This is a genomic window from Curtobacterium sp. AB451, assembly GCF_050585845.1.
Classification (GTDB): domain Bacteria; phylum Actinomycetota; class Actinomycetes; order Actinomycetales; family Microbacteriaceae; genus Curtobacterium.
On sequence record NZ_JBOBQG010000006.1, the window covers coordinates 1 to 23,301 of the forward strand.

General features: G+C 72.1%; 22 protein-coding genes. 15 read left to right on the forward strand and 7 right to left on the reverse strand.

From position 1 onward, the window contains the following. Positions 1-1,381, reverse strand: a 1,381-nt coding sequence (locus ACQXVK_RS13930) for a hypothetical protein (RefSeq protein WP_430853939.1), incomplete at its 3' end; no start/stop codon positions are given. Positions 1,382-1,384: 3 nt separating this feature from the next. Between ACQXVK_RS13930 and ACQXVK_RS13935 the strand changes: the two genes are divergently transcribed. From ACQXVK_RS13935 to ACQXVK_RS13980, 10 genes are all read left to right on the forward strand, one after another. Continuing rightward, positions 1,385-2,125, forward strand: coding sequence for a hypothetical protein (locus tag ACQXVK_RS13935; RefSeq protein WP_042724099.1), 741 nt, complete (start codon positions 1,385-1,387; stop codon positions 2,123-2,125). A 25-nt stretch (positions 2,126-2,150) separates the two neighbouring features. After that, positions 2,151-3,128 (forward strand): HAD-IIA family hydrolase, encoded by a 978-nt coding sequence (locus tag ACQXVK_RS13940; RefSeq protein ID WP_042724101.1) that lies wholly within the window; start codon positions 2,151-2,153, stop codon positions 3,126-3,128. Between the two features lie 10 nt (positions 3,129-3,138). Beyond that, entirely contained in the window at positions 3,139-3,366 is a 228-nt protein-coding gene (locus tag ACQXVK_RS13945) for a hypothetical protein (RefSeq protein ID WP_430853940.1), read from the forward strand. Beyond that, a complete protein-coding gene (locus tag ACQXVK_RS13950) occupies positions 3,359-4,204 on the forward strand; it encodes a TlyA family RNA methyltransferase (RefSeq protein ID WP_402269328.1) in 846 nt (281 codons plus the stop codon). The genes ACQXVK_RS13945 and ACQXVK_RS13950 overlap by 8 nt, the downstream gene beginning before the upstream one ends. Then, complete coding sequence (locus ACQXVK_RS13955; RefSeq protein ID WP_031263263.1) at positions 4,201-5,127, forward strand: NAD kinase; 927 nt, start codon at positions 4,201-4,203, stop codon at positions 5,125-5,127. Before ACQXVK_RS13950 ends, ACQXVK_RS13955 begins: the two co-directional genes overlap by 4 nt. Next, positions 5,124-6,818 carry a DNA repair protein RecN gene (recN, locus tag ACQXVK_RS13960; protein ID WP_430853941.1) on the forward strand — a complete coding sequence of 565 codons (1,695 nt, stop codon included), beginning with the start codon at positions 5,124-5,126 and terminating at the stop codon, positions 6,816-6,818. The genes ACQXVK_RS13955 and recN overlap by 4 nt, the downstream gene beginning before the upstream one ends. Before the next feature lie 507 nt (positions 6,819-7,325). Then, complete coding sequence (locus ACQXVK_RS13965) at positions 7,326-9,041, forward strand: CTP synthase (protein WP_430853942.1); 1,716 nt, start codon at positions 7,326-7,328, stop codon at positions 9,039-9,041. A gap of 59 nt (positions 9,042-9,100) precedes the next feature. Then, complete coding sequence (locus ACQXVK_RS13970) at positions 9,101-9,685, forward strand: NUDIX domain-containing protein (protein WP_430853943.1); 585 nt, start codon at positions 9,101-9,103, stop codon at positions 9,683-9,685. Continuing rightward, positions 9,682-10,263 (forward strand): DUF1349 domain-containing protein, encoded by a 582-nt coding sequence (locus ACQXVK_RS13975; RefSeq protein ID WP_430853944.1) that lies wholly within the window; start codon positions 9,682-9,684, stop codon positions 10,261-10,263. Before ACQXVK_RS13970 ends, ACQXVK_RS13975 begins: the two co-directional genes overlap by 4 nt. 32 nt (positions 10,264-10,295) lie before the next feature. After that, positions 10,296-11,327, forward strand: coding sequence for a site-specific tyrosine recombinase XerD (locus tag ACQXVK_RS13980; RefSeq protein WP_430854086.1), 1,032 nt, complete (start codon positions 10,296-10,298; stop codon positions 11,325-11,327). Between the two features lie 154 nt (positions 11,328-11,481). Here ACQXVK_RS13980 and ACQXVK_RS13985 read toward each other — a convergent pair whose 3' ends face one another. Together ACQXVK_RS13985 and ACQXVK_RS13990 are read right to left on the reverse strand one after the other, a co-directional pair. Continuing rightward, positions 11,482-11,928: a DUF2510 domain-containing protein gene (locus ACQXVK_RS13985; protein ID WP_430853945.1), complete on the reverse strand. Its 447-nt coding sequence runs from the start codon at positions 11,926-11,928 to the stop codon at positions 11,482-11,484. A 121-nt stretch (positions 11,929-12,049) separates the two neighbouring features. Continuing rightward, positions 12,050-13,081 carry an LLM class flavin-dependent oxidoreductase gene (locus ACQXVK_RS13990; RefSeq protein WP_022908491.1) on the reverse strand — a complete coding sequence of 344 codons (1,032 nt, stop codon included), beginning with the start codon at positions 13,079-13,081 and terminating at the stop codon, positions 12,050-12,052. A 56-nt stretch (positions 13,082-13,137) separates the two neighbouring features. Between ACQXVK_RS13990 and ACQXVK_RS13995 the strand changes: the two genes are divergently transcribed. Together ACQXVK_RS13995 and ACQXVK_RS14000 are read left to right on the forward strand one after the other, a co-directional pair. Beyond that, positions 13,138-13,470 carry a TraR/DksA family transcriptional regulator gene (locus ACQXVK_RS13995; RefSeq protein WP_430853946.1) on the forward strand — a complete coding sequence of 111 codons (333 nt, stop codon included), beginning with the start codon at positions 13,138-13,140 and terminating at the stop codon, positions 13,468-13,470. 205 nt (positions 13,471-13,675) lie between these two features. Beyond that, entirely contained in the window at positions 13,676-14,119 is a 444-nt protein-coding gene (locus tag ACQXVK_RS14000; protein ID WP_430853947.1) for a TIGR02611 family protein, read from the forward strand. Between the two features lie 88 nt (positions 14,120-14,207). On the opposite strand, the gene ACQXVK_RS14005 is transcribed toward ACQXVK_RS14000, so the two are convergent. Further along, a complete protein-coding gene (locus ACQXVK_RS14005; RefSeq protein WP_430853948.1) occupies positions 14,208-15,464 on the reverse strand; it encodes an MFS transporter in 1,257 nt (418 codons plus the stop codon). Positions 15,465-15,561: 97 nt separating this feature from the next. Between ACQXVK_RS14005 and ACQXVK_RS14010 the strand changes: the two genes are divergently transcribed. Together ACQXVK_RS14010 and ACQXVK_RS14015 are read left to right on the forward strand one after the other, a co-directional pair. Continuing rightward, positions 15,562-15,927 carry an ArsR/SmtB family transcription factor gene (locus ACQXVK_RS14010; protein WP_416393284.1) on the forward strand — a complete coding sequence of 122 codons (366 nt, stop codon included), beginning with the start codon at positions 15,562-15,564 and terminating at the stop codon, positions 15,925-15,927. Continuing rightward, positions 15,924-17,489 carry a DUF7059 domain-containing protein gene (locus ACQXVK_RS14015; RefSeq protein ID WP_430853949.1) on the forward strand — a complete coding sequence of 522 codons (1,566 nt, stop codon included), beginning with the start codon at positions 15,924-15,926 and terminating at the stop codon, positions 17,487-17,489. Before ACQXVK_RS14010 ends, ACQXVK_RS14015 begins: the two co-directional genes overlap by 4 nt. Positions 17,490-17,519: 30 nt before the next feature. Here the strand turns inward: ACQXVK_RS14015 and ACQXVK_RS14020 are convergent, their stop codons facing one another. Together ACQXVK_RS14020 and ACQXVK_RS14025 are read right to left on the reverse strand one after the other, a co-directional pair. Then, positions 17,520-18,383, reverse strand: coding sequence for an NAD-dependent epimerase/dehydratase family protein (locus ACQXVK_RS14020; protein WP_022908478.1), 864 nt, complete (start codon positions 18,381-18,383; stop codon positions 17,520-17,522). A gap of 118 nt (positions 18,384-18,501) precedes the next feature. Next, positions 18,502-19,092: a TetR/AcrR family transcriptional regulator gene (locus ACQXVK_RS14025; RefSeq protein ID WP_022908477.1), complete on the reverse strand. Its 591-nt coding sequence runs from the start codon at positions 19,090-19,092 to the stop codon at positions 18,502-18,504. A gap of 177 nt (positions 19,093-19,269) precedes the next feature. Here ACQXVK_RS14025 and ACQXVK_RS14030 point away from each other — a divergent pair, with 177 nt between their 5' ends. After that, positions 19,270-21,750: a beta-glucosidase H gene (locus ACQXVK_RS14030; RefSeq protein ID WP_430853950.1), complete on the forward strand. Its 2,481-nt coding sequence runs from the start codon at positions 19,270-19,272 to the stop codon at positions 21,748-21,750. Between the two features lie 432 nt (positions 21,751-22,182). Here the strand turns inward: ACQXVK_RS14030 and ACQXVK_RS14035 are convergent, their stop codons facing one another. Further along, entirely contained in the window at positions 22,183-23,199 is a 1,017-nt protein-coding gene (locus ACQXVK_RS14035) for an LLM class flavin-dependent oxidoreductase (protein WP_430853951.1), read from the reverse strand. Between the last annotated feature and the right edge of the window lie 102 nt (positions 23,200-23,301).

Consider the following 23,301-nt stretch of genomic DNA (forward strand, 5'->3'; position numbering starts at 1 on the left):
AAGAAGATGTGGCCATCGGCCCTCCATCGGGAACTCGCAGGGGAGACCCTCGTTCTCGGGAGGCCGGTGGCCACATCTGTTTCTGCTGCAGGTCGCTCGACTCGCACGCCCGTTCGTGATGGACTGGGCGCGCGCGGGCGGTACCGTGCAGCGCCAACACAACGACACAGCGGACGATGGCCTGGGCGAGCGCTCGGGCACGCACAGAGGAGCAACGGTGGCGAACGACGACGATCAGCGGCGGAACGACGGCGATCGCGGAGACCGATCTGGTCGCGATGGCGACCGTGGCCCTCGGCGCGACGGCGGGAACCGCTGGTCGTCCGGTCCCCGTGACTTCGAGCGTCGTGAGGGTGAGCGGCGCGATGCTCCTCGTCGCGACGGTGACCGTCCGGCTCGCAGCGGCGGTCCGTCGCGCGACGGCGCTCGTTCCTTCCGAGACGGCGACCGTCCGTTCCGCGACGGGGGACGGCGTCCCGCGTGGCGCGGGGATCGTGACGACTCGAGCCGGCCTCCTCGCGGCGATGGTCCGCGTGGTTCGGATCGTCCGCGTCGTGATGGTGACCGTCCGGTCCGTTCGGACCGTCCCGCCCGTGATGGTGATCGTTCGTTCCGTGGGGGCGACGATCGTCCGCGTCGCGATGGCGATCGTCCGTTCCGTTCGGATCGTCCTGCTCGTGACGGCGATCGTCCGCGTCGTGACGGTGATCGTCCGTTCCGTTCGGATCGTCCGGCCCGCGACGGGGACCGTCCGTTCCGTGGGGGCGACGACCGTCCGCGTCGCGATGGCGATCGTCCGTTCCGTTCCGACCGTCCTGCCCGCGACGGCGACCGTCCGTTCCGTTCGGACCGTCCCGCCCGCGACGGCGACCGTCCGTTCCGTTCGGACCGTCCCGCCCGTGACGGGGATCGTCCGCGTCGAGACGGCGACCGTCCGTTCCGTTCGGACCGTCCCGCCCGTGACGGGGATCGTCCGCGTCGAGACGGCGACCGTCCGTTCCGTTCGGACCGTCCTGCTCGTGACGGGGATCGTCCGCGTCGTGACGGCGACCGTCCGTTCCGTTCCGACCGTCCCGACCGCGACGGGGATCGTCCGCGTCGTGACGGTGACCGCCCGTTCCGCGGCGGCCAGGACCGCGACCGCGGAGGCCGCGACGACCGTCAGCGCTTCGGCGACGGCAGCCGTCACGCCGGCGCTCGCTTCGGCGAGGCCTCGCGGGACGACTGGGAGGACCGGGACCCCTACGGCACCAAGTCGATCCGTCCCCGCCACGAGGACCCGGAGATCCCCGAGGACATCCAGGCCCGCGACCTCGACAAGGTCGCCCGGGCCGAGCTCAAGACGCTCAGCAAGGACAACGCCGACTGGGTCGCCCGTCACCTCGTGGCAGCCGCGCTCCTGGTCGACGAGGACCCGGAGACCGCGAACCAGCACGCCCTGAGCGCTGCCCGTCGTGCCGGACGGGTGGGTGTGGTCCGCGAGACCGCAGCCATCACGGCGTACCGGCTGGGCGACTTCGCGACGGCGCTGCGAGAACTCCGCACGTACCGTCGCATCTCCGGCCGGAACGACCAGCTGCCGATGATGGTCGACTGCGAGCGTGGGCTCGGCCGGCCCGAGCGGGCGCTCGAGCTCGGTCGGTCGGTCGACCGTGCGGCGCTCGACACCGCGGTCCAGGTCGAACTGGCCATCGCGATGTCCGGCGCACGCCTCGACCTCGGGAATCCCACAGCCGCGCTCGGCGAGCTGGAGATTCCACAGCTCGACCCGTCCACTGCCTACAGCTGGTCCCCGGCGCTCTACAGTGCTTACGCGGCCACGCTCGAGGAGCTCGGCCGTCAGGACGAGGCCGACGAGTGGTGGGCCCGTGTCGATCGTGCGGCAGCGGCGCTTGCCGAGGTCGCCGACGAGAACGCTTGGGAGACAGTTGATGTGGTCGAGGAAACGCTCGAGGTCGAAGGATCCGCAGACGAGTTCGCCGGAGCCGTCGACGACGAGCCCGACGCCGAACTCGCCGACGAGCCGCTCGGCGACGAGCCCGACGACGACGAGCCAGCCGGCGACGAGCCCGGCGAGCTCGACGACGACAACCCCGCCGACGTCGACGGGTCCGCAGCCGACTGACGTCCCGAAGCCGCCGACGGACGGTGTGGACGTCGTCCTCACCGACCTCGACGGCGTCGTGTACCGCGGTCGGCACGCCATCCCGCACGCGGTCGAGGCGCTGACCCGTGCCTCGCTGCACGCGCGCGTCGGCTACATCACGAACAACGCCTCGCGCCGACCCGTCGACGTCGCGGAACACCTCGAGCGCTACGGGCTCGAGGTGTCCGAGGACGACGTGGTGACGTCGTCGCAAGCCGGGGTCCGGTTGCTCGAGACCCTGGTCCCGGCCGGGTCGACCGTGCTGGTGACCGGCGGCCTCGGCCTGACGAGCATCGTCGAGGCTGCCGGCTTCACGGTGACCTCCAGCGCCGAGGACTCCCCGGCCGCGGTCATCCAGGGCTTCTCGCCGGACCTCGGCTGGACGCACCTCGCCGAAGCGTCGTTCGCCCTTGCCGACCCGGACGTCCCGTGGGTCGCCACGAACATGGACTGGTCGATCCCCGTCGAGCGCGGCATCGCGCCCGGCAACGGCACGCTGGTGTCGGCCGTCCACCAGGCAGTCGGTCGGATGCCCGTCGTCGCCGGAAAGCCGGAGCGACCGATCTTCGACGCGGCGCTCGCGCGGTTCGGCGGTGAGCACCCGCTGTTCATCGGCGACCGCCTCGACACCGACATCAAGGGGGCGAACGACGCGGGGATCCCCAGCGTCCTCGTGCTGACCGGGATCGACAAGGCGAAGCAGGTCCTCGCCGCCGATCAGCGTTCGCGACCCACGTTCATCCTCGACGACCTCCGTGGTCTCTCCGAGCCGTACCCGGTGACGGTCCGGCGTGAAGATCCGGACGGCACCCGCTACGCGACCGTCGGAGCGGTGACCGTCGCCATGCGCGGGCACGTCGTGCGCGTCCTGGACGACGGCGACGCGATCGACCTGCTCCGCGCGGGCACCGCGCTCATCTGGGAGTCCGGGCTCGCGATCTACGGCCTCGACGTCGATCCGAAGCTGTACGGCGGCGAGTAGCGTGGCCGAGGTGTCGAACCACGAGCAGGACCCCGTGCGCGAGCCGTTCGACGACGGAGCGGGCACTACGCCGGCGGCCGGTCCCACGGCGCCGGACGACGCCGTCGAGCGCGACCGCTTCGCGCACCGCACCGAGGCAGCCGAGGCCTTGCCGCTGACCGAGCGCGCTGACGCCTTCTCCTCGCTGCACGACGAGCTCCGCACCCGCCTCGAGAGCGGCGGCAGCACGAGTGCCTGACGAGCACGCCCACGCCGACGAGACCGTGCAGGACGAGCGCCCGGTCCGACTCGACGCCCTCCTCGCTGCGCGCGGGCTCGCGAAGTCCCGCACCGCGGCCTCGAAGCTGATCCAGGACGGTCGCGTGACGGTCGGCGGGACCCCTGTGGTCAAGCCGTCCGCGTCGGTGCGGCCGTCGGCGTCGATCCACGTCGACGGTGCGGACGAGTGGGTGTCCCGCGCCGCACTGAAGCTCGTCGCCGCGCTCGACACGTTCGCCATCGACCCCGCCGACCGCGTCGCGCTCGACGTCGGTGCGAGCACCGGCGGGTTCACGCAGGTGCTCCTCAGCCGCGGTGCTCGCCGCGTGGTGGCCCTCGACGTCGGGCACGGGCAGCTCGACCCGATGGTTGCCCTCGACCCCCGCGTCGTCGTGGTCGAAGGGACGAACGCACGCAACCTGACGGCCGACGACTTCCGGGCACTCGACCCCGCCGCCACCGAGACGAGTCTCGTGGTGGGGGACCTGTCGTTCATCTCGCTCCGGCTCGTCCTGCCCGCGCTGGTCGAGTCGGTTCCCGCCGACGACTTCGTCCTGCTCGTGAAGCCGCAGTTCGAGGTCGGGCGGGGCGGCGTCCGAGAGGGCATCGTCCGCGACCCGGCACTCCGGAACGACGCGCTCATGAACGTGCTGTGGGCGGCATGGGACCTCGGGCTCGGCACGTCGGGGCTCGCAGCGTCGCCGATCGTCGGGACGCACGGCAACCACGAGTACCTGGCGCGTTTCCAGCGGGATGTCGGTACCAATCCGACAGAATGGATCGTCCGGGCGACCGAACTGACGGAAGGGACGGCATGAGCGACGACCGGCACATCCTCCTGGTGTCCCACACGGGCCGCCGTGACTCGATCGACGCTGCGGTCGAGGTCTGCGACCTCCTGCACGCCGCCGGTCTCGTTCCGGTCATGCCGTTCGACGAGTACGCCGACATCCGTCGTGCCGAGGCCTCTGTCGGACAGGTGGACATCCTCGGTGTCGACGTCCACGCCGACCAGCTCGAGATCGTGATCGTGCTCGGGGGAGACGGCACGATCCTGCGCGCCGCAGAACTCGTGCGCGGGACCGGCGCTCCGATCGTCGGGGTCAACCTCGGACACGTCGGGTTCCTGGCCGAGAGCGAGCGGGACGGCCTCCGCGCGACGGTCGAACGGGCACTGTCCGGCGACTACCACGTCGAGGAACGCGTCACACTCCAGGTCGACGTCGTCGTCGGCAACGAGATCGTCTACTCCTCCTGGGCGCTCAACGAAGCGACCATCGAGAAGGCCTCCCGCGAACGCATGCTCGAGGTCGTGACCGAGGTCGACGGTCGCCCGCTGTCCTCGTTCGGCTGCGACGGTGTCGTCGTCTCGACACCGACCGGTTCCACCGCGTACTCGTTCTCCGGCGGCGGGCCGATCGTCTGGCCGGACGTCGACGCCCTGCTCATGGTGCCGCTGAGCGCCCACGCCCTGTTCGCACGGCCCATCGTGGTCGGACCGGACTGCACGCTCGCGATCGAGGTGCTCCGTCGGACGAGCGGCGTCGGCGTGCTGTGGTGCGACGGCCGACGGACCCACGACCTCGCGCCCGGCGCTCGCGTCGAGGTCCGACGTTCGCCGGATCCGGTGCGCGTCGCACGGCTCAAGGACGCCCCGTTCACCGACCGACTCGTCGCGAAGTTCCAGCTGCCCGTCGCCGGGTGGCGCGGCCCGCAGCAGGACGACGAGGACACGCTGTGATCGAGGAGATCTCCATCTCGGACCTCGGGGTCATCGGCGAGACCATCCTCGAGCTCGGGCCCGGCTTCACCGTGGTCACCGGCGAGACCGGCGCGGGCAAGACGATGATCGTCACCGCCCTCGGTCTGCTCCTCGGTGCGCGGGCCGATGCGGGTTCGGTGCGACGGGGTGCTTCGACCGCAGTGGTCGAGGGTCGGTGGCACGTGCCGGAGCACGACGCCGTCGCCGAACGCGTCGAGGACGCTGGCGGCGCGGTCGAGGACGGCGAACTCATCTTGACGCGCACCGTCTCTGCCGAGGGGCGCAGCCGCGCGACCGTCGGCGGGCGCAGTGCCCCGGTCGCGGTGCTCGGCGAGCTCGCGGACCAGCTGGTCACGGTGCACGGGCAGTCCGACCAGATCCGCCTGACCTCGGCCACCGCGCAGCGTGCGGCCCTCGACGGGTTCGGCGGTGCGGCGCTCGAGAAGGTCCTCTCCGCGTACGTGCGGGCCTACGACACCTGGCAGCAGCACACCGGCGACCTCGAGACGCTCACCCGGGACCGCGACGACCGCGTTGCCGAGGCCGAGCGCGTCCGTGCGGCTTCCGACGAGATCGAGGCCGCGGACCCGCAGCCCGGCGAGGACGTCGAGCTGGCCGACCGCGCCGAGCGACTGGGGAACCTCGAAGAGCTCCGGCTCTCCGCCGGGCTCGCGCACGAAGCGCTGTCGAGCGAATCCCTCGACGGCGTGCAGGACGTCGTCGGGCTGGTCGAGTCCGCCCGCCGGGCGATCGAACGGGTCGTGTCGTCCGACGCCGAGCTGCAGCCCGTGCTCGAGCAGCTGACGGAACTCGGGATCCAGGCGTCCGAGGCCTCGGCGAGCCTGTCGAGCTACCTCGGTTCGCTCGAACCGGACGCCGGTCACGACCTCGAACTCATCAACGAACGTCGGTCGCTGCTCGCCGGTCTCACCCGCAAGTACGGCGAGACCGTCGACGACGTGATCGCCTACGGTCAGCGCGCGAGCGACCGTCTGCTCGAGCTCGACGGCGACGACGACCGGATCGTCGCCCTGCAGCAGGCGGTCGAGCAGGACGAGCGCGCCCTCGCTGACGCCTCAGCCGCGCTGACCGCAGCACGGTCCAAGGCCGCGAAGGACCTCGCCAAGCGGGTCACCGCCGAGCTGAAGTCCCTCGCGATGGCCGGAGCGACCCTCGTCGTCGAGGTCTCCGACGCCGGCGACTACCGACGCCACGGACGCGACCAGGTGTCGATCCTCCTGCAACCGCACTCCGGAACCGATCCCCGGCCGATCGGCAAGGGCGCCTCGGGCGGTGAGCTCTCCCGGGTGATGCTCGCGATCGAGGTGGTCATGGCGGGCAGCACGACGGTCCCGACGTTCGTCTTCGACGAGGTCGACGCCGGTGTCGGCGGCGCCGCGGCGATCGAGATCGGCCGTCGTCTGGCGAAGCTCGCCGAACGCACCCAGGTCATCGTCGTGACCCACCTCGCGCAGGTCGCGGCGTTCGCGAACAACCACCTCAACGTCGTGAAGGACGCGAGCGGCGCAGTCACGTCGTCGAGCGTCCGTCGCCTCGAGGGCGACGACCGCCTGCAGGAGATAGCACGCCTGCTCTCGGGTCTCGGTGACAGTGCGAGCGGGATCGAGCACGCGCGCGAGCTCCTCGACGTCGCCGGCCAGAAGGCCTGAGCGCGTCTCCACACGCCGATCCAGGAGGCGCGGCTCACGCCCGCCCCGCACGGTGCGTCGATCGTCGGCTGGTGCGGGGTTCGCGGCATGGTGCGGGGCTGTAGGCGGGCACAGTGCGTGCAACCTCGCACGGGGTGCCGGGCGGCGTGTGGGCCGGGCAGCTCCGCACGGTGCGTCGGTCGTCGGCTGGTGCGGGGTTCGCGGCATGGTGCGGGGCTGTAGTCGGGCACCGTGCGTGCAACCTCGCACGGGATGGCGGAGTGCGCACGGGGTGGCGGGCGGCGTGTGGGCTGGGCAGCTCCGCACGGTGCGTCGGTCGTCGGCTGGTGCGAGGTTCGCGGCATGGTGCGGGGCTGTGATCGGACACCGTGCGTGCAACCTCGCACGGAATGGCGGAGCGCGCACGGTGCGGTGCGGCGGCCGGCGCGGCGCGCGCACGCGCCCGCGCAACGCCCGCGGCGAACCGAGGTCGCGCCTCCCGGCAGTTCTGACGTACGATGGAATCCCGTGGCGGACACTCTCAGCGGCGGTACCAATTCTTCGAACGCGACCCCGAAGGTGACGAAGCAGATCTTCGTGACCGGCGGGGTCGTCTCGTCTCTCGGCAAGGGGCTGACGGCGGCCAGCCTCGGCAACCTCCTGACGGCTCGCGGCCTCAAGGTCGTCATGCAGAAGCTCGACCCGTACCTCAACGTGGACCCGGGCACCATGAACCCGTTCCAGCACGGCGAGGTCTTCGTGACCGACGACGGCGCGGAGACGGACCTCGACATCGGGCACTACGAGCGCTTCCTCGACATCAACCTGTCGCAGGCCGCGAACGTCACGACCGGGCAGGTCTACTCGACGGTGATCGCGAAGGAGCGTCGGGGTGAGTACCTCGGCGACACCGTGCAGGTCATCCCGCACATCACCGACGAGATCAAGCGGCGGATGCGTGAGCAGGCGCAGAACGACCCGCAGCCCGACGTCATCATCACCGAGGTCGGCGGCACCGTCGGCGACATCGAGTCCCAGCCCTTCATCGAGTCCGCGCGGCAGGTGCGCCACGAACTCGGCCGCACCAACGTGTTCTTCGTGCACGTGTCGCTCGTGCCGTTCATGAACGCCTCGGGTGAGCAGAAGACGAAGCCGACGCAGCACTCGGTGGCCGCGCTCCGCTCGATCGGCATCCAGCCGGACGCGCTGGTCCTCCGCAGCGACCGTCCGGTGTCGGACGCGAACAAGCGCAAGATCGCGCTCATGTGCGACGTCGACGAGGACGCCGTGGTGAACGCGGTGGACGTGCCGTCGATCTACGACCTCCCGACGCTGCTCAACAACCAGGGGCTCGACCAGGTCATCGTCGACGCGCTGAAGCTCGAGGCCGGTCCGGTCGACTGGACCGCGTGGACCCCGGTGCTCCGTGCCGTGCACGAGCCGAAGAAGGACGTCACGATCGCCCTGGTCGGCAAGTACATCGACCTGCCGGACGCGTACCTGTCCGTCACCGAGGCGCTCCGTGCGGGTGGCTTCGCGCACGACGCGAAGGTCACGCTGAAGTGGGTCGTGTCCGACGACTGCACCACGCCCGAGGGCGCGGCGAAGCAGCTCGGCGACGTCGACGGCATCTGCATCCCCGGCGGGTTCGGCGTGCGCGGCATCGAGGGCAAGCTCGGCGCACTGAAGTTCGCGCGTGAGCAGGGCATCCCGACGCTCGGCCTGTGCCTCGGCCTGCAGTGCATGGTCATCGAGTACGCCCGGCACGAGGTCGGCCTCACCGACGCGTCGAGCACCGAGTTCGACCCGGAGACCTCGACGCCGGTCATCGCGACCATGGCGGAGCAGGTGGACATCATCGCGGGCGGCGACCTGGGCGGCACCATGCGCCTCGGCCTGTACCCGGCGACGTTCACCGAGGGATCGCTCGCGGCGTCGCTGTACGGCGCTCCCGAGGCCTCCGAGCGCCACCGTCACCGCTACGAGGTGAACAACAAGTACCGCGAGCAGATCGCGGACGCCGGCCTGGTGTTCTCGGGCACGTCGCCCGACGGCACGCTGGTCGAGTACGTCGAGCTGCCGCGCGAGGTGCACCCGTTCTACATCGCGACGCAGGCGCACCCCGAGCTGCGCTCGCGCCCGACGGACGCGCACCCGCTGTTCGCGGGGCTCGTCGGTGCCGCGATCGAGCGGCACGAGGCGTCGAGCCTCTTCGACCCGCAGGAAGAGGAGCAGGTCGCGTAACGCGCGCGGTCTCTGACTGGAGGCGCGGTGCCAGCTGGCACCGCGCCTCCAGTGCCAGGATGGGTCGCGTGACTGACGCACCCATCGCTGACGAACCCGCCTCGTTCGAGGTCACCGACTCCACCGTCGTGTACGAGGGTGCCGTGTGGGACGTGCGCCGCGACAGCATCGCGTACCACGACGACACGATGGTGCGGGAGTACATCGACCACACCGGCGCCGTCGCGGTCTACGCCGAGGACGACGAGGGGCGCGTCCTCGTCATCCAGCAGTACCGGCACCCGGTGCGCATGCGCGACTGGGAGCTCCCGGCCGGCCTGCTCGACATGGCCGGCGAGGACCACCTGACTGCGGCACAGCGCGAGCTGGCGGAGGAGGCCGACCTCGAGGCCGACCACTGGGAACCGCTCGTGACGTACAACACGTCCTCCGGCGGCAGCGACGAGTTCCTCGAGGTCTTCCGCGCCCGCGGTGTGCGACCCACCGCGACGGCCTTCGAGCGCGAGGCGGAGGAGGCGGACATCGTGAAGCGGTGGGTGCCGCGGGACGAGCTGGTGGCGGCGATCCTCGACGGTCGGCTGCACAACTCCGGGCTCGTCGTCGCCGTCCTCGCGGTCGACGCGCTTGAACGGCGCGCACGATGAGCCTTGCGACGCTCGTCGACGGGGGCCGGTGGACCAACGATCCCGTTGCGGCGACGCTCGACGGCGACGTCCTGCGGGTGACGGCCGTCGAGGGCAGTGACGCCTGGCGCACCACCTCGTACGGCTTCGTGCACGACTCCGAGCACGCGCTGCTCCGGCCGTTCGACGGGGCGTTCTCGGTCGAGGTGTCGTTCGTGCTCGACTACACGGAGCAGTTCGACCAGGCGGGGGTGTTCCTGCGGGTCGACGAGCGGAACTGGATCAAGGCCGGCGTCGAGTTCGCCGACGGGACGCCCCAGGTCGGAGCGGTCGTCACGCGCGATGCGTCGGACTGGTCGGTGGCGCCGGTGCCGGAGTGGACCGGTCGGGTCGTCACGGTCCGGGCCAGCCGCGACGGCGACGCCGTGACGATCCGGGCGTGGGCGGACGACGAGCCGCCGCGGCTCGTGCGGGTGGCGTACCTCGACCCCGACGCCCACGTGTCGGCGGGGCTGCTCTGTGCGGCACCGTCCCGCGCGGGACTGACCGTCGCCTTCACCGGGTTCCGCGTGGGGGAGCCGGACGGGTCGCTGCACTGACGCTCCTCGAGCGGCGCTAGCCTCGTGGAGTGATCCCGTTCGAGCGTGCCACGGAGACGTACCTGCGGCACATCGCGATCGAACGGGGCCTCTCGCAGCACACGCTGTCGGCCTACCGGCGGGACCTGCTGACGTTCGCGTCGTGGCTCGCGACGGCTCCGGTCGTGGAGTCGGAGGGTGCCGACCGCGCCGGGGGACCTGCGGTGCTCGACGACGTCGGGAGGATCGCGCGCGCGGACCTCGCGGGGTTCGTGGAGCACCTCGCGACCAGGCCGTCCGGACCCCTCGCGCCGAGGTCGGTCGCGCGGATGCTCAGCTCCGTGCGGTCGTTCACCGCGTTCGCCGCCGGCGAGGGCTGGCTGCAGCTCGATCCCGGCGCGTCCGTGCGGCCGCCGAAGGCCCCGATGCGGCTGCCGAAGGCGATCTCCGTGCACGACATGGAACGGCTGCTCGCGGCGGCGAGCCCCGCTGATGCGGCCGACGCCCCCGGCGCGTCCGGCGGTGCCGCCGACGACCTCGTGGGACTGCGGGACCGCGCGCTGCTCGAACTGCTCTACGCCACCGGGGCACGGATCTCGGAGGCGGTCGGGCTGTCGGTCGACGACGTCACGACGCTGTCCGACGGTTCCGGGCCCGCGGCCGACGACGGGCTCTCGGTCGTGAAGGTCACCGGCAAGGGGAACAAGCAGCGCGTGGTGCCGCTCGGGAGCTTCGCCCGGGCAGCGATCGACGCGTACCTCGTGCGGGCGCGGCCGGTGTTCGCGGCGCGGGGGGCGTCGACGCCGGCGCTGTTCCTCGGTGCCCGTGGCGCGCGGCTGTCACGGCAGAGCGCGTGGCTCGTGATCCAGGCCGCGGCGGAGCGTGCGGAGCTCTCCGAGCACGTGTCGCCGCACACGTTCCGGCACTCGTTCGCGACGCACCTGCTCGAGGGGGGAGCGGACGTGCGGGTCGTGCAGGAGCTGCTCGGGCACGCGAGCGTGGCGACGACGCAGATCTACACGATGGTGACGGCGGACATGCTGCGGGACGTCTACCAGACGGCGCACCCGCGGGCGCGGCGGTAGCGCGGACGGGCCCGGCGGGAGCGCGGCGCGCTTTCTGAGCCTGGCGTGGGGCGCGGGCGCGTCTCGTGAGCAGAGTTGGTCGGGTCGCCGGCGTGAACCCGACCATTCGTGCTCACGATGGCCGGACGGAACGCACGAGCGCGCGTCAGCCCGCTCAGAACACGTGGAACTGCGCGGAGGCTGCCACGGCGGCCGTCGCCACCGCGAGGACCAGGGCGCTCGCCGAAGCACTCCGCGCCAGCACCCGCCAGCCCCCGGTCGCCCCGGGTCGCACGACGCCGAGCAGCCCCGACACCATCGCGGCCGCACTGCAGACGCCCCAGGGGTTGAGCAGCACGGACGCCACCGCGAGCAGCACCGCCAACGTCGAGAACGCACTGAAGCGGTGCACGCCCGAGCCTCCGGACGCCCAGGCACTGGTCCGCACCGAGGCGGTGTGCACCGAGAACGACGGACCCACCGGGGCGACGACCACCGGCACGATCGGCTCGGTCCGGCTCGGCAGCACGCGCGTCGCCACTCCCCAGGCGCGCCCGTCCCACCAGCGCAGGCGGCTCGCGTCCTGCGGGTCGGGGAACCAGCCGGCGGCCGGCAGTGTCACGGGGTGCTCCTCGGGGTGCGGGGGAAGGTGCACACCGACGGTACTGGAGTGCGGGAACCGGCCACAGTCCCAGCCCGGGTGTCGGCAGGAAGGGGGACCGGCCGCGTGGCTCAGACCCCGGTCAGGCCGGGACGGCCGCCGCGTCCACCTCGCGCATGACGTCCTTCACGGCGGCGAGCAGCCGCGCGTTGAAGTCCACGCCGAGCTGGTTCGGCACCGTGACGAGCACGGTGTCGGCAGCACGCACCGCCTGGTCCGCCGCGAGCTCGTCGACCAGCTGTTCGGGCGACCCGATGTAGGACCGGCCGAACCGGGCGAGCCCACCGTCGAGGTGCCCGACCTGGTCCTGCCCCTCGACCTGTGCCCGGACGCCGAAGTAGTGCCGCGACTCGTCGTCGGTGATCGGGATGATGCTGCGGCTCACGCTGACCCGCGGGGTCCGCTCCCAGCCCATCTCGCTCCAGGTCGACCGGAACCGTGCGATCTGCTCGGCCTGCAGCTCGTCGAACGGCACACCGGTGTCCTCGGTCAGCAGGGTCGACGACATGAGGTTCATGCCCTGCTCGGCCGTCCACTCCGCGGTGGCCCGGGTGCCGGCGCCCCACCAGATGCGGTCGCCGAGGCCCTCGGACAACGGCGAGATCGCGAGCGACCCGACCGATCCGGTCATCTGGGGATTCGCGTTCGCCATCGGCTCGCCGGCGATCGCGCGCCGGAACACGTCGGTGTGGGAGCGCGCCAGGTCGCCGCCGTTCGTGTCGGTCGCGTCGGGCACGTACCCGAACTGCTGGTAACCGGCGAGGGCGGTCTCGGGTGAGCCACGGGAGACGCCGAGCTGCAGTCGGCCACCTGAGATGAGGTCGGTGGCGGCGGCCTCCTCGGCCATGTACAGCGGGTTCTCGTAGCGCATGTCGACGACGCCGGTGCCGATCTCGATGCGGCTGGTGCGGGCGGCGATCGCGGAGAGCAGCGGGAACGGCGCCGCCTGCTGCGGCGCGAAGTGGTGGACGCGGAAGTAGGCGCCGTCGACCCCGGCCTCCTCGGCGGCCACCGCGAGGTCGATCGCCTGGACGAGGGCCTCACGGCCGCTGCGCACCTTCGACCCCGGCACGTCGCGCCAGTGTCCGAACGACAGGAACCCGATCTTCGTCATGTCCCACAGAACGCATCCGACGGCACGGTCATTCCGGGCCGACTACGGTGACCAGCATGGACGACCCCCGTCAGACACTGGTCGCGGAGCGGGCGCGAGGCGAGCGGCTCCTCGCGGACGTCGAGCGCAGCATGCGGGACGTCAGCGACGCCCGGCAGGACGCCAACTCGGACGACGAGCACGACCCCGAGGGCGCGACCCTCGCGTGGGAGCGCGGCTCGCTCGGTGCCGTGCGGGACGACGCCCGCGAGCGGATCCGGCAGGTGGACGCCGCGCTGGCGCGGCTCGAGGCCGGGACCTACGGCCGCTGCGCGGTCGGTGGGGAACCGATCCCCGAGGCGCGCCTCGCCGCCGTCCCGTGGGCCGCGACGTGCGTGGCGCACGCGTGACGCGCCTCCTGGCCCGCATCGCCTGACAGGAGGCGCGGGTCGGCCTGGCCCGCATCGCCTGACAGGAGGCGCGGGTCGGCCCCGGTCCGCGCCTCCGGCCGCCGCAGGGCGGTGGCGTCCACCGACCCGGCGGGCTGCTGCGGATGCACCACACGCCCACCGGCTGCGCCGCGGATTCCCAGCCGCGCGCCCTACATTGCCGCACATGGAAGGCGACCCGAACCACCGGACGGACGCGGTCGAACGCGCCGAGACGCCGCACCGGCGGTTCCAGTGGTTCCACGACCTGCGCGCCTGGATCCACGCCCGCCCGCACCTGCACCTCGTCTACAAGGTGCTCGTCGGGATCGTCGGCGGCCTGGTCGTCGTGATCGGCCTGATCCTCGTGCCGTTGCCCGGTCCCGGGTGGCTCGTGGTCTTCGTCGGGCTGACGATCCTCGCGAGCGAGTTCCACTTCTTCCACCGGATCATCACGTGGCTCCGGGCGCTGCTGCACCGCTTCTGGGACTGGGCGAAGGCGCACGGTCCCCGGTGGCTGCGGAACGCTGCGGACCGCGGCAAGGCCGACGTCGACGCGGCGCACACGGGTGCTGCCCGCACGGTCGGGGTCCGCGGGCGCGGGGCGAAGCGGGCGCGACCCGGGCACTGACCCCGTCGCGGCGGACGGCAGTCGGAGTCCGGCGGACGGCGTTCGGCGGACGACGTTCGGCGTTCGGCGTTCGGCGTTCGGTGCGCGCCTAGTCTGCCGGGGACACCCGGACCGAGCCGGTGCAGGTGTGCTCGAGGACCTCGGCGGCCTGCTCCTCGACGACGGCGGCGTCCCGCGACACGAGCTGCAGCACGAGGGCGACGGCCGCGGCGAGGACGATGAACGCGCCGTACCCAGCGATGACCGGCACGAGACCGACGGCGGGTTCGAGCAGTCCGCCCACGACGGCGGGCACCCCGAACGCCAGGTAGCTGACGACGTAGATCGTGGAGAGCAACCCCGCACGGTGCGTCGGTGCCGCGGTGGCGAGCAGCATCCGGAGCGGCGCCTGGAACCCGGCGCCGAAGCCGACGCCGGCGATCGCGCTCCCGACGACGAGCCCGGGCAGCGAGTGCGCGAACACGAACGCCACGGTGACGACCGGTCCCAGGACGAGTGCGACGAGGCCGACCAGGACGGCACGGCGGGCGTCCATCCGCTGCGTGGCGAGCCCGGTCAGCGCGCCGACGCCCGTGACGACGGCGATGAGCGCGCCGGCGGCGAAGTGGTTCGTGATGCCGAACACCGCGCCGAGTGCCGACGGGACGAGCGAGAGGAACATCCCGCCGAGGGCCCAGCTCGCGATGAGGGATCCGGCGACGCTGCGGAAGAGTCGGCGCGAGGCACGCGGCACGCTGATCCGGGGCGCCAGGGAGCGGAGGGCGCCCGGTCGTCGGGTGACCCGCTCCGGGACCACGACGAGTGCGATCACCATGAGGACGAGCAACGCGCCGAAGAGCACGTAGACCAGCTGCTCCGGCGCGGGGCCCCACTGCACGAGGGCGCCGCTCGACATGGCGCCGGTGGCGAGTGCGATCGGCGGGATGACACCGTTCAGCACGCCGGCGAGCGACGGGTGGCGCTCGAGCGAGTTGTCGATCAACGCCGCACCGAGGGCACCGATGAGCAGGCCGACCGAGACGCCCTGCACGATGCGGTCGACGACGAGGGCGCCGACGCCGTCCGCGATCGCGAAGAGCCCGAGCGACCGGGCCACCCCGAGGCCACCGACGACGAGCACGGGCTTCCGGCCGACGTGGTCCGACAGGCGACCGGCGACGAGCAGGCTCGCCAGGAGCCCCGCGACGTAGATGGCGAACACCCCGGTGAGCATGAGCGGGGTGAGGTGCCACTCGGCGGCGTAGACGGGGTAGATGGGCGACGGGACCGCCGACGAGGCGACGGACACGAGGAGCATCGCCGCGAGGATCCAGAACCCCGCGACCGACCGAGCTGACTGCGCCATGAGCGCCCCTTCCGAATCAAGTACGAGTGCATTCGTACAGCAGTCCGCTGTACGACGCAACTCGTACTGCGAGGGGAACGGTGGTAGCGTCCCGTCCATGCCCGCGACCGTGGATGCTCCCGAACGCCTGCCACAGCCGACCGTGGCCGAGATGGACCTGCCGGTCGTGATGGACGCCCTGAGCGACCCGATCCGGCTCGCCATCCTGCACCGCTACCTGGTCGACGCCGCCGGCGGCATCCGCAGCTGCGGCTGGGTCGGGATCGACCGGCCGAAGTCGACGCTCACCCACCACTTCCGCGTCCTGCGCGAGGCCGGACTCCTCGAGCAGCACCAGGAGGGACTCACTCGGTCGAGCCGGGTCCGCGTCGAGGACGTCGAGCGGCGCTTCCCCGGGCTCCTCGACCTCGTGTTCGCGTGGGAGGTCCCGGCGGCCCTCATGCGCGAGGACGTCCCGGCGTGAGCGCCGTGCACACGCTCCCGACGATCGTCGCGGAGGCGGACGTCACCGATGCCCTCCGCCGTGACCTGACCGACGCCGGGTTCACCGTCGAACGGGTGGACGCCCTGTGGGGGACCGAGGCCGCCGCGTCGCTCCACCGCGGATCGCGCGTCGCAGCGCTCCGGGCACTGCGCGCGCGCCCGACGACCCCGCTCACGACGCTCGCCACGCTCTTCGTGCTCGGGCTCCCGGTGTCGCGGGTCGACGCCGACGCGGCGTTCCCGACCGCCGGGACCTCCGCCGTCGCGTCGACGGGGCTGGTCCGCACCGAGGCCGACACCGTCCACCCCGCGGTGGACCTGCGGCCGTACGCCTTCGTCGACGACCTCGGCGCCGGCAGCTGGTGGATCGTCTCCGACCTCGGCGAACTCGCGCTCGGGACGGCCCTCGGCGAGGAACACGTCCTCGGCATCGGCGGTGCCACGACGACGCTGTCCGGCCTGCAGGTCCCCGTGCCCGTCCGGCGCGTGCTCGACCTCGGCACCGGGTGCGGCATCCAGGCGATGCACGCCCGACGCTTCGCCGACGAGGTCGTCGCCACCGACATCTCGCACCGGGCCCTCGACATCGCCCGGTTCAACGCGATGCTCAACGGCATCGACGGCATCGAGTTCCGCTCCGGGTCGCTGTTCGAACCGGTCGCGGGGGAGCGCTTCGACCGGATCGTCTCGAACCCGCCGTTCGTCATCACGCCCCGCAGCGAGGGTGTCCCCGCCTACGAGTACCGCGACGGCGGCATGGTCGGCGACGCGCTCGTCGAGACGGTCCTGACGGGGCTCGGCGACCACCTCGAACCCGGCGGGACCGCGCAGCTGCTCGGCAACTGGGAGTACCACTGGGGCACGGACGGCCTCGACCGCGTGCGCTCCTGGTTCGAACGCGCCGACACCGACGGGCGCGGGCTCGACGCGTGGGTCGTCGAGCGGGAGCGGCAGGACCCCGCCGCCTACGCCGAGACCTGGATCCGCGACGGCGGCACGAAGCCCGGATCGTCCGAGTTCGACCGGCTCGTCGGCGCCTGGCTCGACGACTTCGCCGCCCGCCGGGTGACCGGCGTCGGCTTCGGCTACGTCGTGGTGCGCCGCCCCGGGCCGGGAGGCGCGGTGCACCTCCGCCGTTTCGAGCGCGTCCCCGAGACGCTCGGGTCCAACCCCGCGGGCCTCGGTGCGACGGTCGCCCGCGTCCTCGACGCGGCCGCGTGGCTGGCCGCGCACGACGACCAGGCCCTCGCCGCCGCGCACCTCGCGGTCGCCGGCGACGTCACCGAGGAACGGTTCTACTGGCCGGGCAACGACGACCCGACCGTGATGACGCTCGTGCAGGGCGGTGGACTCGGTCGCCGGGTCGACGCCGACACCGCGCTCGCCGCGTTCGTCGGTGCGTGCGACGGTGAGCTGTCGGTGGCGGCGATCGTCGGCGCCCTCGCGCAGATCACCGGGGTGGACGAGCAGGCGCTCGCCGCCGATCTGCTGCCGGCGGCGCGCGACCTGGTGCTCGACGGGCTGCTCGTCCCGGCGGGCTGACGCCCGGGAGCGTGGCCGGTCCGGCCGTGCTCAGGCGCGGTGGTCGCGCCAGCTGTGCTCGGGTGCGTAGCCGAGGAGCTCACGGGCCTTGTCGGACGAGAGCAGCGAGCTGACGCCGTCGATGTCCGCGCGGCGCTCGATGTCCGGCACGTACCGCTCGACGAGTTCGATCGTCGGCGTGTCCATGACCGTGTCCGGGCTCGCGATCACGAACGCCTCGAAGCCGGTGAGCTCGGCCTCGAGTGCTTTCCGCACCGCCTGGGCGCCGTCACGGGAGTCGATGTAGGACCAGAGGTTGAACGTCTTCGCCTCGGGGGTGGCGTCCCACGGGAACGCCGGGTAGTCGGTCTCGTCCATCACGTTCGAGAACCGCAGGCCGATCATCTTGAGCTCCGGGTCCCAGCGGGTGAAGTGCCGGGCCATCTCCTCCTCGACCGCCTTGCCGAGCGAGTACGAGGACTGCGGGCGCACCTGGAACTCCTCGTCGACGGGCAGGTAGGGCGGGTGGTGCTCGCCCATCGGGATGCCGAGCAGGGTCTCGCTCGACGCCCAGACGACGTTCTTCACCCGGGCCTGGCGCGCGGCGTGGAAGACGTTGATCGACGACGTCACGTTGTTCGTGATGAGGGCGACGTCCGGCACCTGACCCGGGGCCGGGACGGCGGCGAGGTGCACCACCGCGTCGACGTGGTCGTACCGGTCGTCGATGCCGAGCAGGACGTTCAGCACCTGGCCGTGGTCGGTGAGGTCGGTGCGGACGAACTGCACCCGCTCGGGCTTGTCGGGGGAGGGCACGCGGTCGACCAGGACCACGTCGTACCCGTGCTCGTCGAGGTCGCGGACCACCGCCCGCCCGAGCTTCCCACTGCCGCCGGTCACCACTACACGCGTCATCGCGTCACTCCACATCGTCGTCGGGAACCCTTCCGGGCACCGCCCATCCTGCCCGGCTCGGCCTGGGGCGACCAGGCCCTGTCCGTACCCCGTTGCGGTGGACCCGGGCGGTGCGGCGTCAGACGGTGCGGGTGACCTGTGCGGTCGCCAGCCGGGCGACGAGCTCGACGTGCTCGGCCATGTCCCGGGTCGGGTCGAAGAGCCACTGGATCTGCATGCCGTCCGACACGGCGAGCAGCACGCTCGTCAGTTCCTCGACGTCGACGTCGTCCCGCAGCCGCCCGTCCTGCTGCATGGCCCGGAAGTCGGCGGACAGGTTCTGCCGGCTCCGGTCGTAGCGCTCGCGGAAGTACTCGTGCGCGGGGTGCTCCGGGTCGGTCGCGGCGGCGGCGGACAGGTTCACGAACATCTGCACGAGCCCCGGGACCTCGGCGTTGTGCCGGACGATCGCGGCGAGGAGGGTCGCCGGGTCGGACGCGTCCCAGTCGTGCGCGAGGTCGATCTCGTCGCGCCGTCGCAGGATCTCGACCCAGAGGTCGTCCTTCGAGTCGAAGTAGTGCAGCAGCCCGGCCTGGGTCAGCCCGACGGCGTCGGCGATGTCCTTGATGCTCGTCCGCCGGAAGCCCTGCGACGCGACGAGGTCCAGCGCGACCGTGAGGATCTCCTCGCGCTTCGCGATGCCCTTTGCGTACGAACCCCGTCGTGCCATGGCCAGACTGTACCGCTCGTGTGTGTCCGCATAAAACCAACCGATAGTCGGTTTTGGGTGGTACGGTGCGGTAGCTGCCAGTGCGGGCGGCGAACCCGGTGGACGGTGGGTGTGGGCGACGGAGCCCCGGCCGTCCGAGCGGCGCCCGCGGCTTCCCGAACGAGAGGACCGACCACCGTGACCACCGTGACCGACGCGAGCACCGCCTCCAGTCCGACCAGCCCGCTGACCGAGCGCATCGACGCGCTCGTCGACCAGCTGACCATCGCGGAGAAGGTGCAGCTCCTGACGGGGCGTGACTTCTGGACCACCTGGCCGATCGAGAAGATCGGCCTGCGCCGCATCCTCATGTCGGACGGCCCCTCGGGTGTCCGCGGCGAGGTCTGGGACGAGCGCGACCCGTCGCTGAACCTGCCGTCGGCGACCGCCCTGAGCGCGTCGTGGGACCGCGCGATCGCGAAGCGCTACGGCGCCGCGGCGGCCGTCGAGGCTCGTCGCAAGGGCGTCGACGTCGTGCTCGGCCCGACCATCAACCTGCACCGCTCACCGCTCGGGGGCCGACACTTCGAGGCGTTCAGCGAGGACCCGCTGCTGACCGGCGACCTCGCCGCGTCCTACGTCGACGGCGTGCAGGAGAACGGCGTCGCCGCCACCCCGAAGCACTACATCGCGAACGACTACGAGACCGACCGCTTCACCGCGTCGACCGAGGTGTCGGACCGTGCCCTCCGCGAGCTGTACCTGCTCGCGTTCGAGAAGGCCGTGACCGAGGCGCACGCCTGGGCGGTCATGTCGTCCTACAACGCGATCAACGGCGTCACGGCGTCCGAGAACGACCTGCTCGAGACGCCGCTGAACTCCGAGTGGGGCTTCGACGGCATCGTCGTGTCCGACTGGACCGGCGTCCGCTCGGTCGACTCGGCGAAGGCGTCCCAGGACGTCGCGATGCCCGGCCCGAACCCGTGGTGGAGCGAGGGTCCCCTGCTCGCCGCCGTGCAGGACGGTTCGGTGCCCGAGGCCGCGATCGACCGCAAGGTCCGCCGCATCCTGACGCTCGCCGCCCGCGTCGGCGCACTCGAGGGCTTCGAGCCCGTGGCCGCGCAGCCCGTGCACGTCGAGGACGGCGTCGCGTTCGTCCGCGAAGCCGAGGCCGAGGGCACCGTGCTCGTCCGCAACACCGGGATCCTGCCGCTCGACGCCTCCGCGGTGTCGCGCATCGCCGTCATCGGCCACAACGCCGACCAGGCCCGCACCCAGGGCGGTGGCTCGGCCACGGTCGTGCCGTCGCAGGTCGTCTCGCCGCTCGACGGCATCCGCTCGGCGTTCCCGGGTGCTTCGGTCGACTACGCCATCGGCGCGGTCGTGCAGGAGGGCATCGCGGAGTTCCCGCTGTCCACCATCACGAACCCGGGCACCGGCGAGCCCGGCGCACGCGTCGCCTTCGTCAAGGACGGCGAGGAGCTGTACGTCGAGGACCGTCGTGCCACGGCGCTGTTCTGGTTCGGCGGCGACGCCCCGACGCGCGAGGCCGACCGGCTCGACATCACCACGACCTACACCGCACCCTCGACCGGGACCGTCCGGATCGGCATCGGCGCGGCCGGACACTCCCGCATGTGGATCGACGGGTCGCTCGTCCTCGACGAGTTCGTCGGGTTCGAGGGCGACCAGCTCGGCGCCGCGTTCCTCAACCCGCCGGCGCGGTCGGTGCCGGTGTCGGTGACGGCCGGCCAGGACGTCGCGATCCGCATCGAGTACGACGTCGTCCAGGACGAGACCCTCGGCGGCGTGCTGGCCTACCAGTTCGGCACCGAGCCGAGCGACGAGGACCCGTCGGTGCTCATCGAGGCAGCCGTCGCGGCCGCCATCGGCGCGGACGTCGCGGTCGTCGTGGTCGGCACCAACTCGAAGGTCGAGTCCGAGGGCTACGACCGCTCGTCGCTCGCACTCCCGGGTCACCAGGACGACCTCGTCCGCGCGGTCGCCGCGGCGAACCCGAACACGGTGGTCGTCGTGAACGCCGGTTCGCCGGTCGAGATGCCGTGGCGGGACGACGTCGCCGCGGTCCTGCTCACCTGGTTCGGTGGTCAGGAGTACGGCAACGCGCTCGCCGACGTCCTCACGGGCGCCGCGGAGCCCGGCGGTCGTCTGCCCACCACCTGGCCGGCCGCGATGGCGGACGTGCCCGTGCTCGACGTCACCCCGGCGCACGGCAAGGTGTCCTACGACGAGGGCGTGCACATCGGCTACCGCGCGTGGCTCCGTGCCGGGACCACCCCCGCGTACCCCTTCGGCCACGGCCTCGGCTACACGACCTGGACGATCGACGGTGTCTCCGCGACGCCGACCGTGCGCGAGGGCGACGCCGTCATCGTGACGGCGACGGTCGCGAACACGGGCGACCGTGCCGGCAAGCACGTCGTGCAGGTGTACGCGTCGCGGGAGTCCTCGGCCGTCGACCGTCCGGTCCGCTGGCTCGTCGGGTTCGCACCCGTGCGACTCGGTGCGGGCGAGTCGACCGAGGTCTCGATCGAGGTCCCGGCCCGGGCGTTCGCGCACTGGGACGGCGCCTGGGCCTACGAACCGGGCGCGTTCACCCTGCACGTCGGCGCATCCGTCGCAGCCGAATCCGGCACCGTGACCCTCGAACTGGCGTGATTTCGTCCGGTTTCCGCGCGGAACCAAGCTGCGTTCAGTAACATCGTCCTGCGCCTGACGGCTGGTTACCGTCGACGCGCGCACCGCGAAGGGATCGCCACGTGTGCGACACGGCCTCCTGATCCGGCCGATGGAGCCCTGGCGGTCCTGGTGCGTCCAGAATGCGTCCCCGCGTCCGCGCGGGGGCGCATTCGTTCGTTCACGGGGTGCGGTGTCGCGCCGCAACCGGTTGCTTCGTCCAGTCTGGGAAAAAGGTGTGACCGAACGTCAACTTTCGGGGCCACGAACCGCAATCCGGTGTGACAAACCGGCGGGTAGGTGAAACGATGGGTCCACCATCCCGTACGGATCAGGGACGAGATGGTCATCCGGCAGGGGCTCCCGGGGAGCCTCACCAACCCCTGGTGCGAGCCCCGCCGGATGCCCTTGCTCTCAGTGGTCGCGGACGGCCGGCGCGATCTCCTCCGCGACGATGCGCAGGATCCGCTCGTGGGACGCCGCGTCGCCGTTCGCCGGCAGGGTGATGACGAGTTCGTCGGTCGCCCGCACGGCCGGGTCGGCCAGCAGGGCGTCGACGATGGCGGACGGCTCGCCGGAGACGACCGTGCTGAAGCGGAACGGCGGGTTCCCGGAGAGCGGTCGCCCCTCGTCGTCCATGCCGCTCGCGTAGCCGGTGAGGAACTCCTCGTGCACGGCCCGATCGTGCTCGTCGAGCAGCGGCACGACGATCCGCCCGACGGCGACCTTCGGGGTACGGTCCGGGTGGAGCTCGGCGAACCGCGCGCGGTACGCCTGGATCTGGTCCGCCTGCGCCTCGGCGAACGGTGCGCCGGTGTCCTCGGTGTTGAGCGTCGAGCAGTGCAGGAGCAGGCCCTTCTCGGCCGTCCTGACCGCGGTGCCCATGCTGCCGCCGCCCCACCAGACACGATCGCGGAGCGCGGGACTGAGGGGCTGCAGGGTCAGGTCGGCGCCGGCGGGGATGCTCTCGTAGCCCTTCCCCGCGCTGCCGAGCGGCTCGCCCTGCAGCACCTCGAGCAGCCGCGCCGCGCGGGCCTCGGCCTCGTCGCGGAAGCTGCGGTCGGAGCCGCCGAACACCGGGTCGAGGATGGGGCCGTACCCGGCGATCCCGGTCGAGATGCCGAGCTGCACGCGGCCGCCGCTCAGCAGGTCGACCGTGCTCGCGTCCTCGGCGAGCCGGATCGGGTCCTCGTAGCGCATGCCGAGGACCGCGGTCCCGAAGTCGATGGTCGAGGTGCGCTGCGCGGCCGCTGCGAAGAAGGTCATCGGACTGGTCAGGAACGGTTCGAAGTGCCGACCGCGGACCCAGCCGGTGCCGTAGCCGAGCGCCTCGGCGGTCTCGAACAGCCGCAGGCCGTCCTCGAGGGCGGCGGCCGCGCCGGCCGTGCCGCCGTGGTTCGGGACGAAGGAGAGGAAGCCGAGTTCGCGCATGGCGCGAGTGTATGCGAACGCATCCACAGACGGCCGGGAGGCGCGGGTCGGGCCCGCACCGCGCCTCCCGGCCGGTGGACCCGCACCTGGGAGGATGGACGC

Excerpts from the sequence above, each read along its gene's own strand:
- ACQXVK_RS13975 (WP_430853944.1), top strand. The coding sequence starts at position 9,682 with ATGAGCCTTGCGACGCTCGTCGACGGGGGCCGGTGGACCAACGATCCC.
- ACQXVK_RS14000 (WP_430853947.1), top strand. The coding sequence starts at position 13,676 with ATGGAAGGCGACCCGAACCACCGGACGGACGCGGTCGAACGCGCCGAG.
- ACQXVK_RS13995 (WP_430853946.1), top strand. The coding sequence starts at position 13,138 with ATGGACGACCCCCGTCAGACACTGGTCGCGGAGCGGGCGCGAGGCGAG.
- ACQXVK_RS13990 (WP_022908491.1), bottom strand. The coding sequence starts at position 13,081 with ATGACGAAGATCGGGTTCCTGTCGTTCGGACACTGGCGCGACGTGCCG.
- ACQXVK_RS14025 (WP_022908477.1), bottom strand. The coding sequence starts at position 19,092 with ATGGCACGACGGGGTTCGTACGCAAAGGGCATCGCGAAGCGCGAGGAG.
- ACQXVK_RS14020 (WP_022908478.1), bottom strand. The coding sequence starts at position 18,383 with ATGACGCGTGTAGTGGTGACCGGCGGCAGTGGGAAGCTCGGGCGGGCG.
- ACQXVK_RS13970 (WP_430853943.1), top strand. The coding sequence starts at position 9,101 with ATGGGTCGCGTGACTGACGCACCCATCGCTGACGAACCCGCCTCGTTC.
- ACQXVK_RS14005 (WP_430853948.1), bottom strand. The coding sequence starts at position 15,464 with ATGGCGCAGTCAGCTCGGTCGGTCGCGGGGTTCTGGATCCTCGCGGCG.
- ACQXVK_RS13955 (WP_031263263.1), top strand. The coding sequence starts at position 4,201 with ATGAGCGACGACCGGCACATCCTCCTGGTGTCCCACACGGGCCGCCGT.
- ACQXVK_RS14010 (WP_416393284.1), top strand. The coding sequence starts at position 15,562 with ATGCCCGCGACCGTGGATGCTCCCGAACGCCTGCCACAGCCGACCGTG.
- ACQXVK_RS14035 (WP_430853951.1), bottom strand. The coding sequence starts at position 23,199 with ATGCGCGAACTCGGCTTCCTCTCCTTCGTCCCGAACCACGGCGGCACG.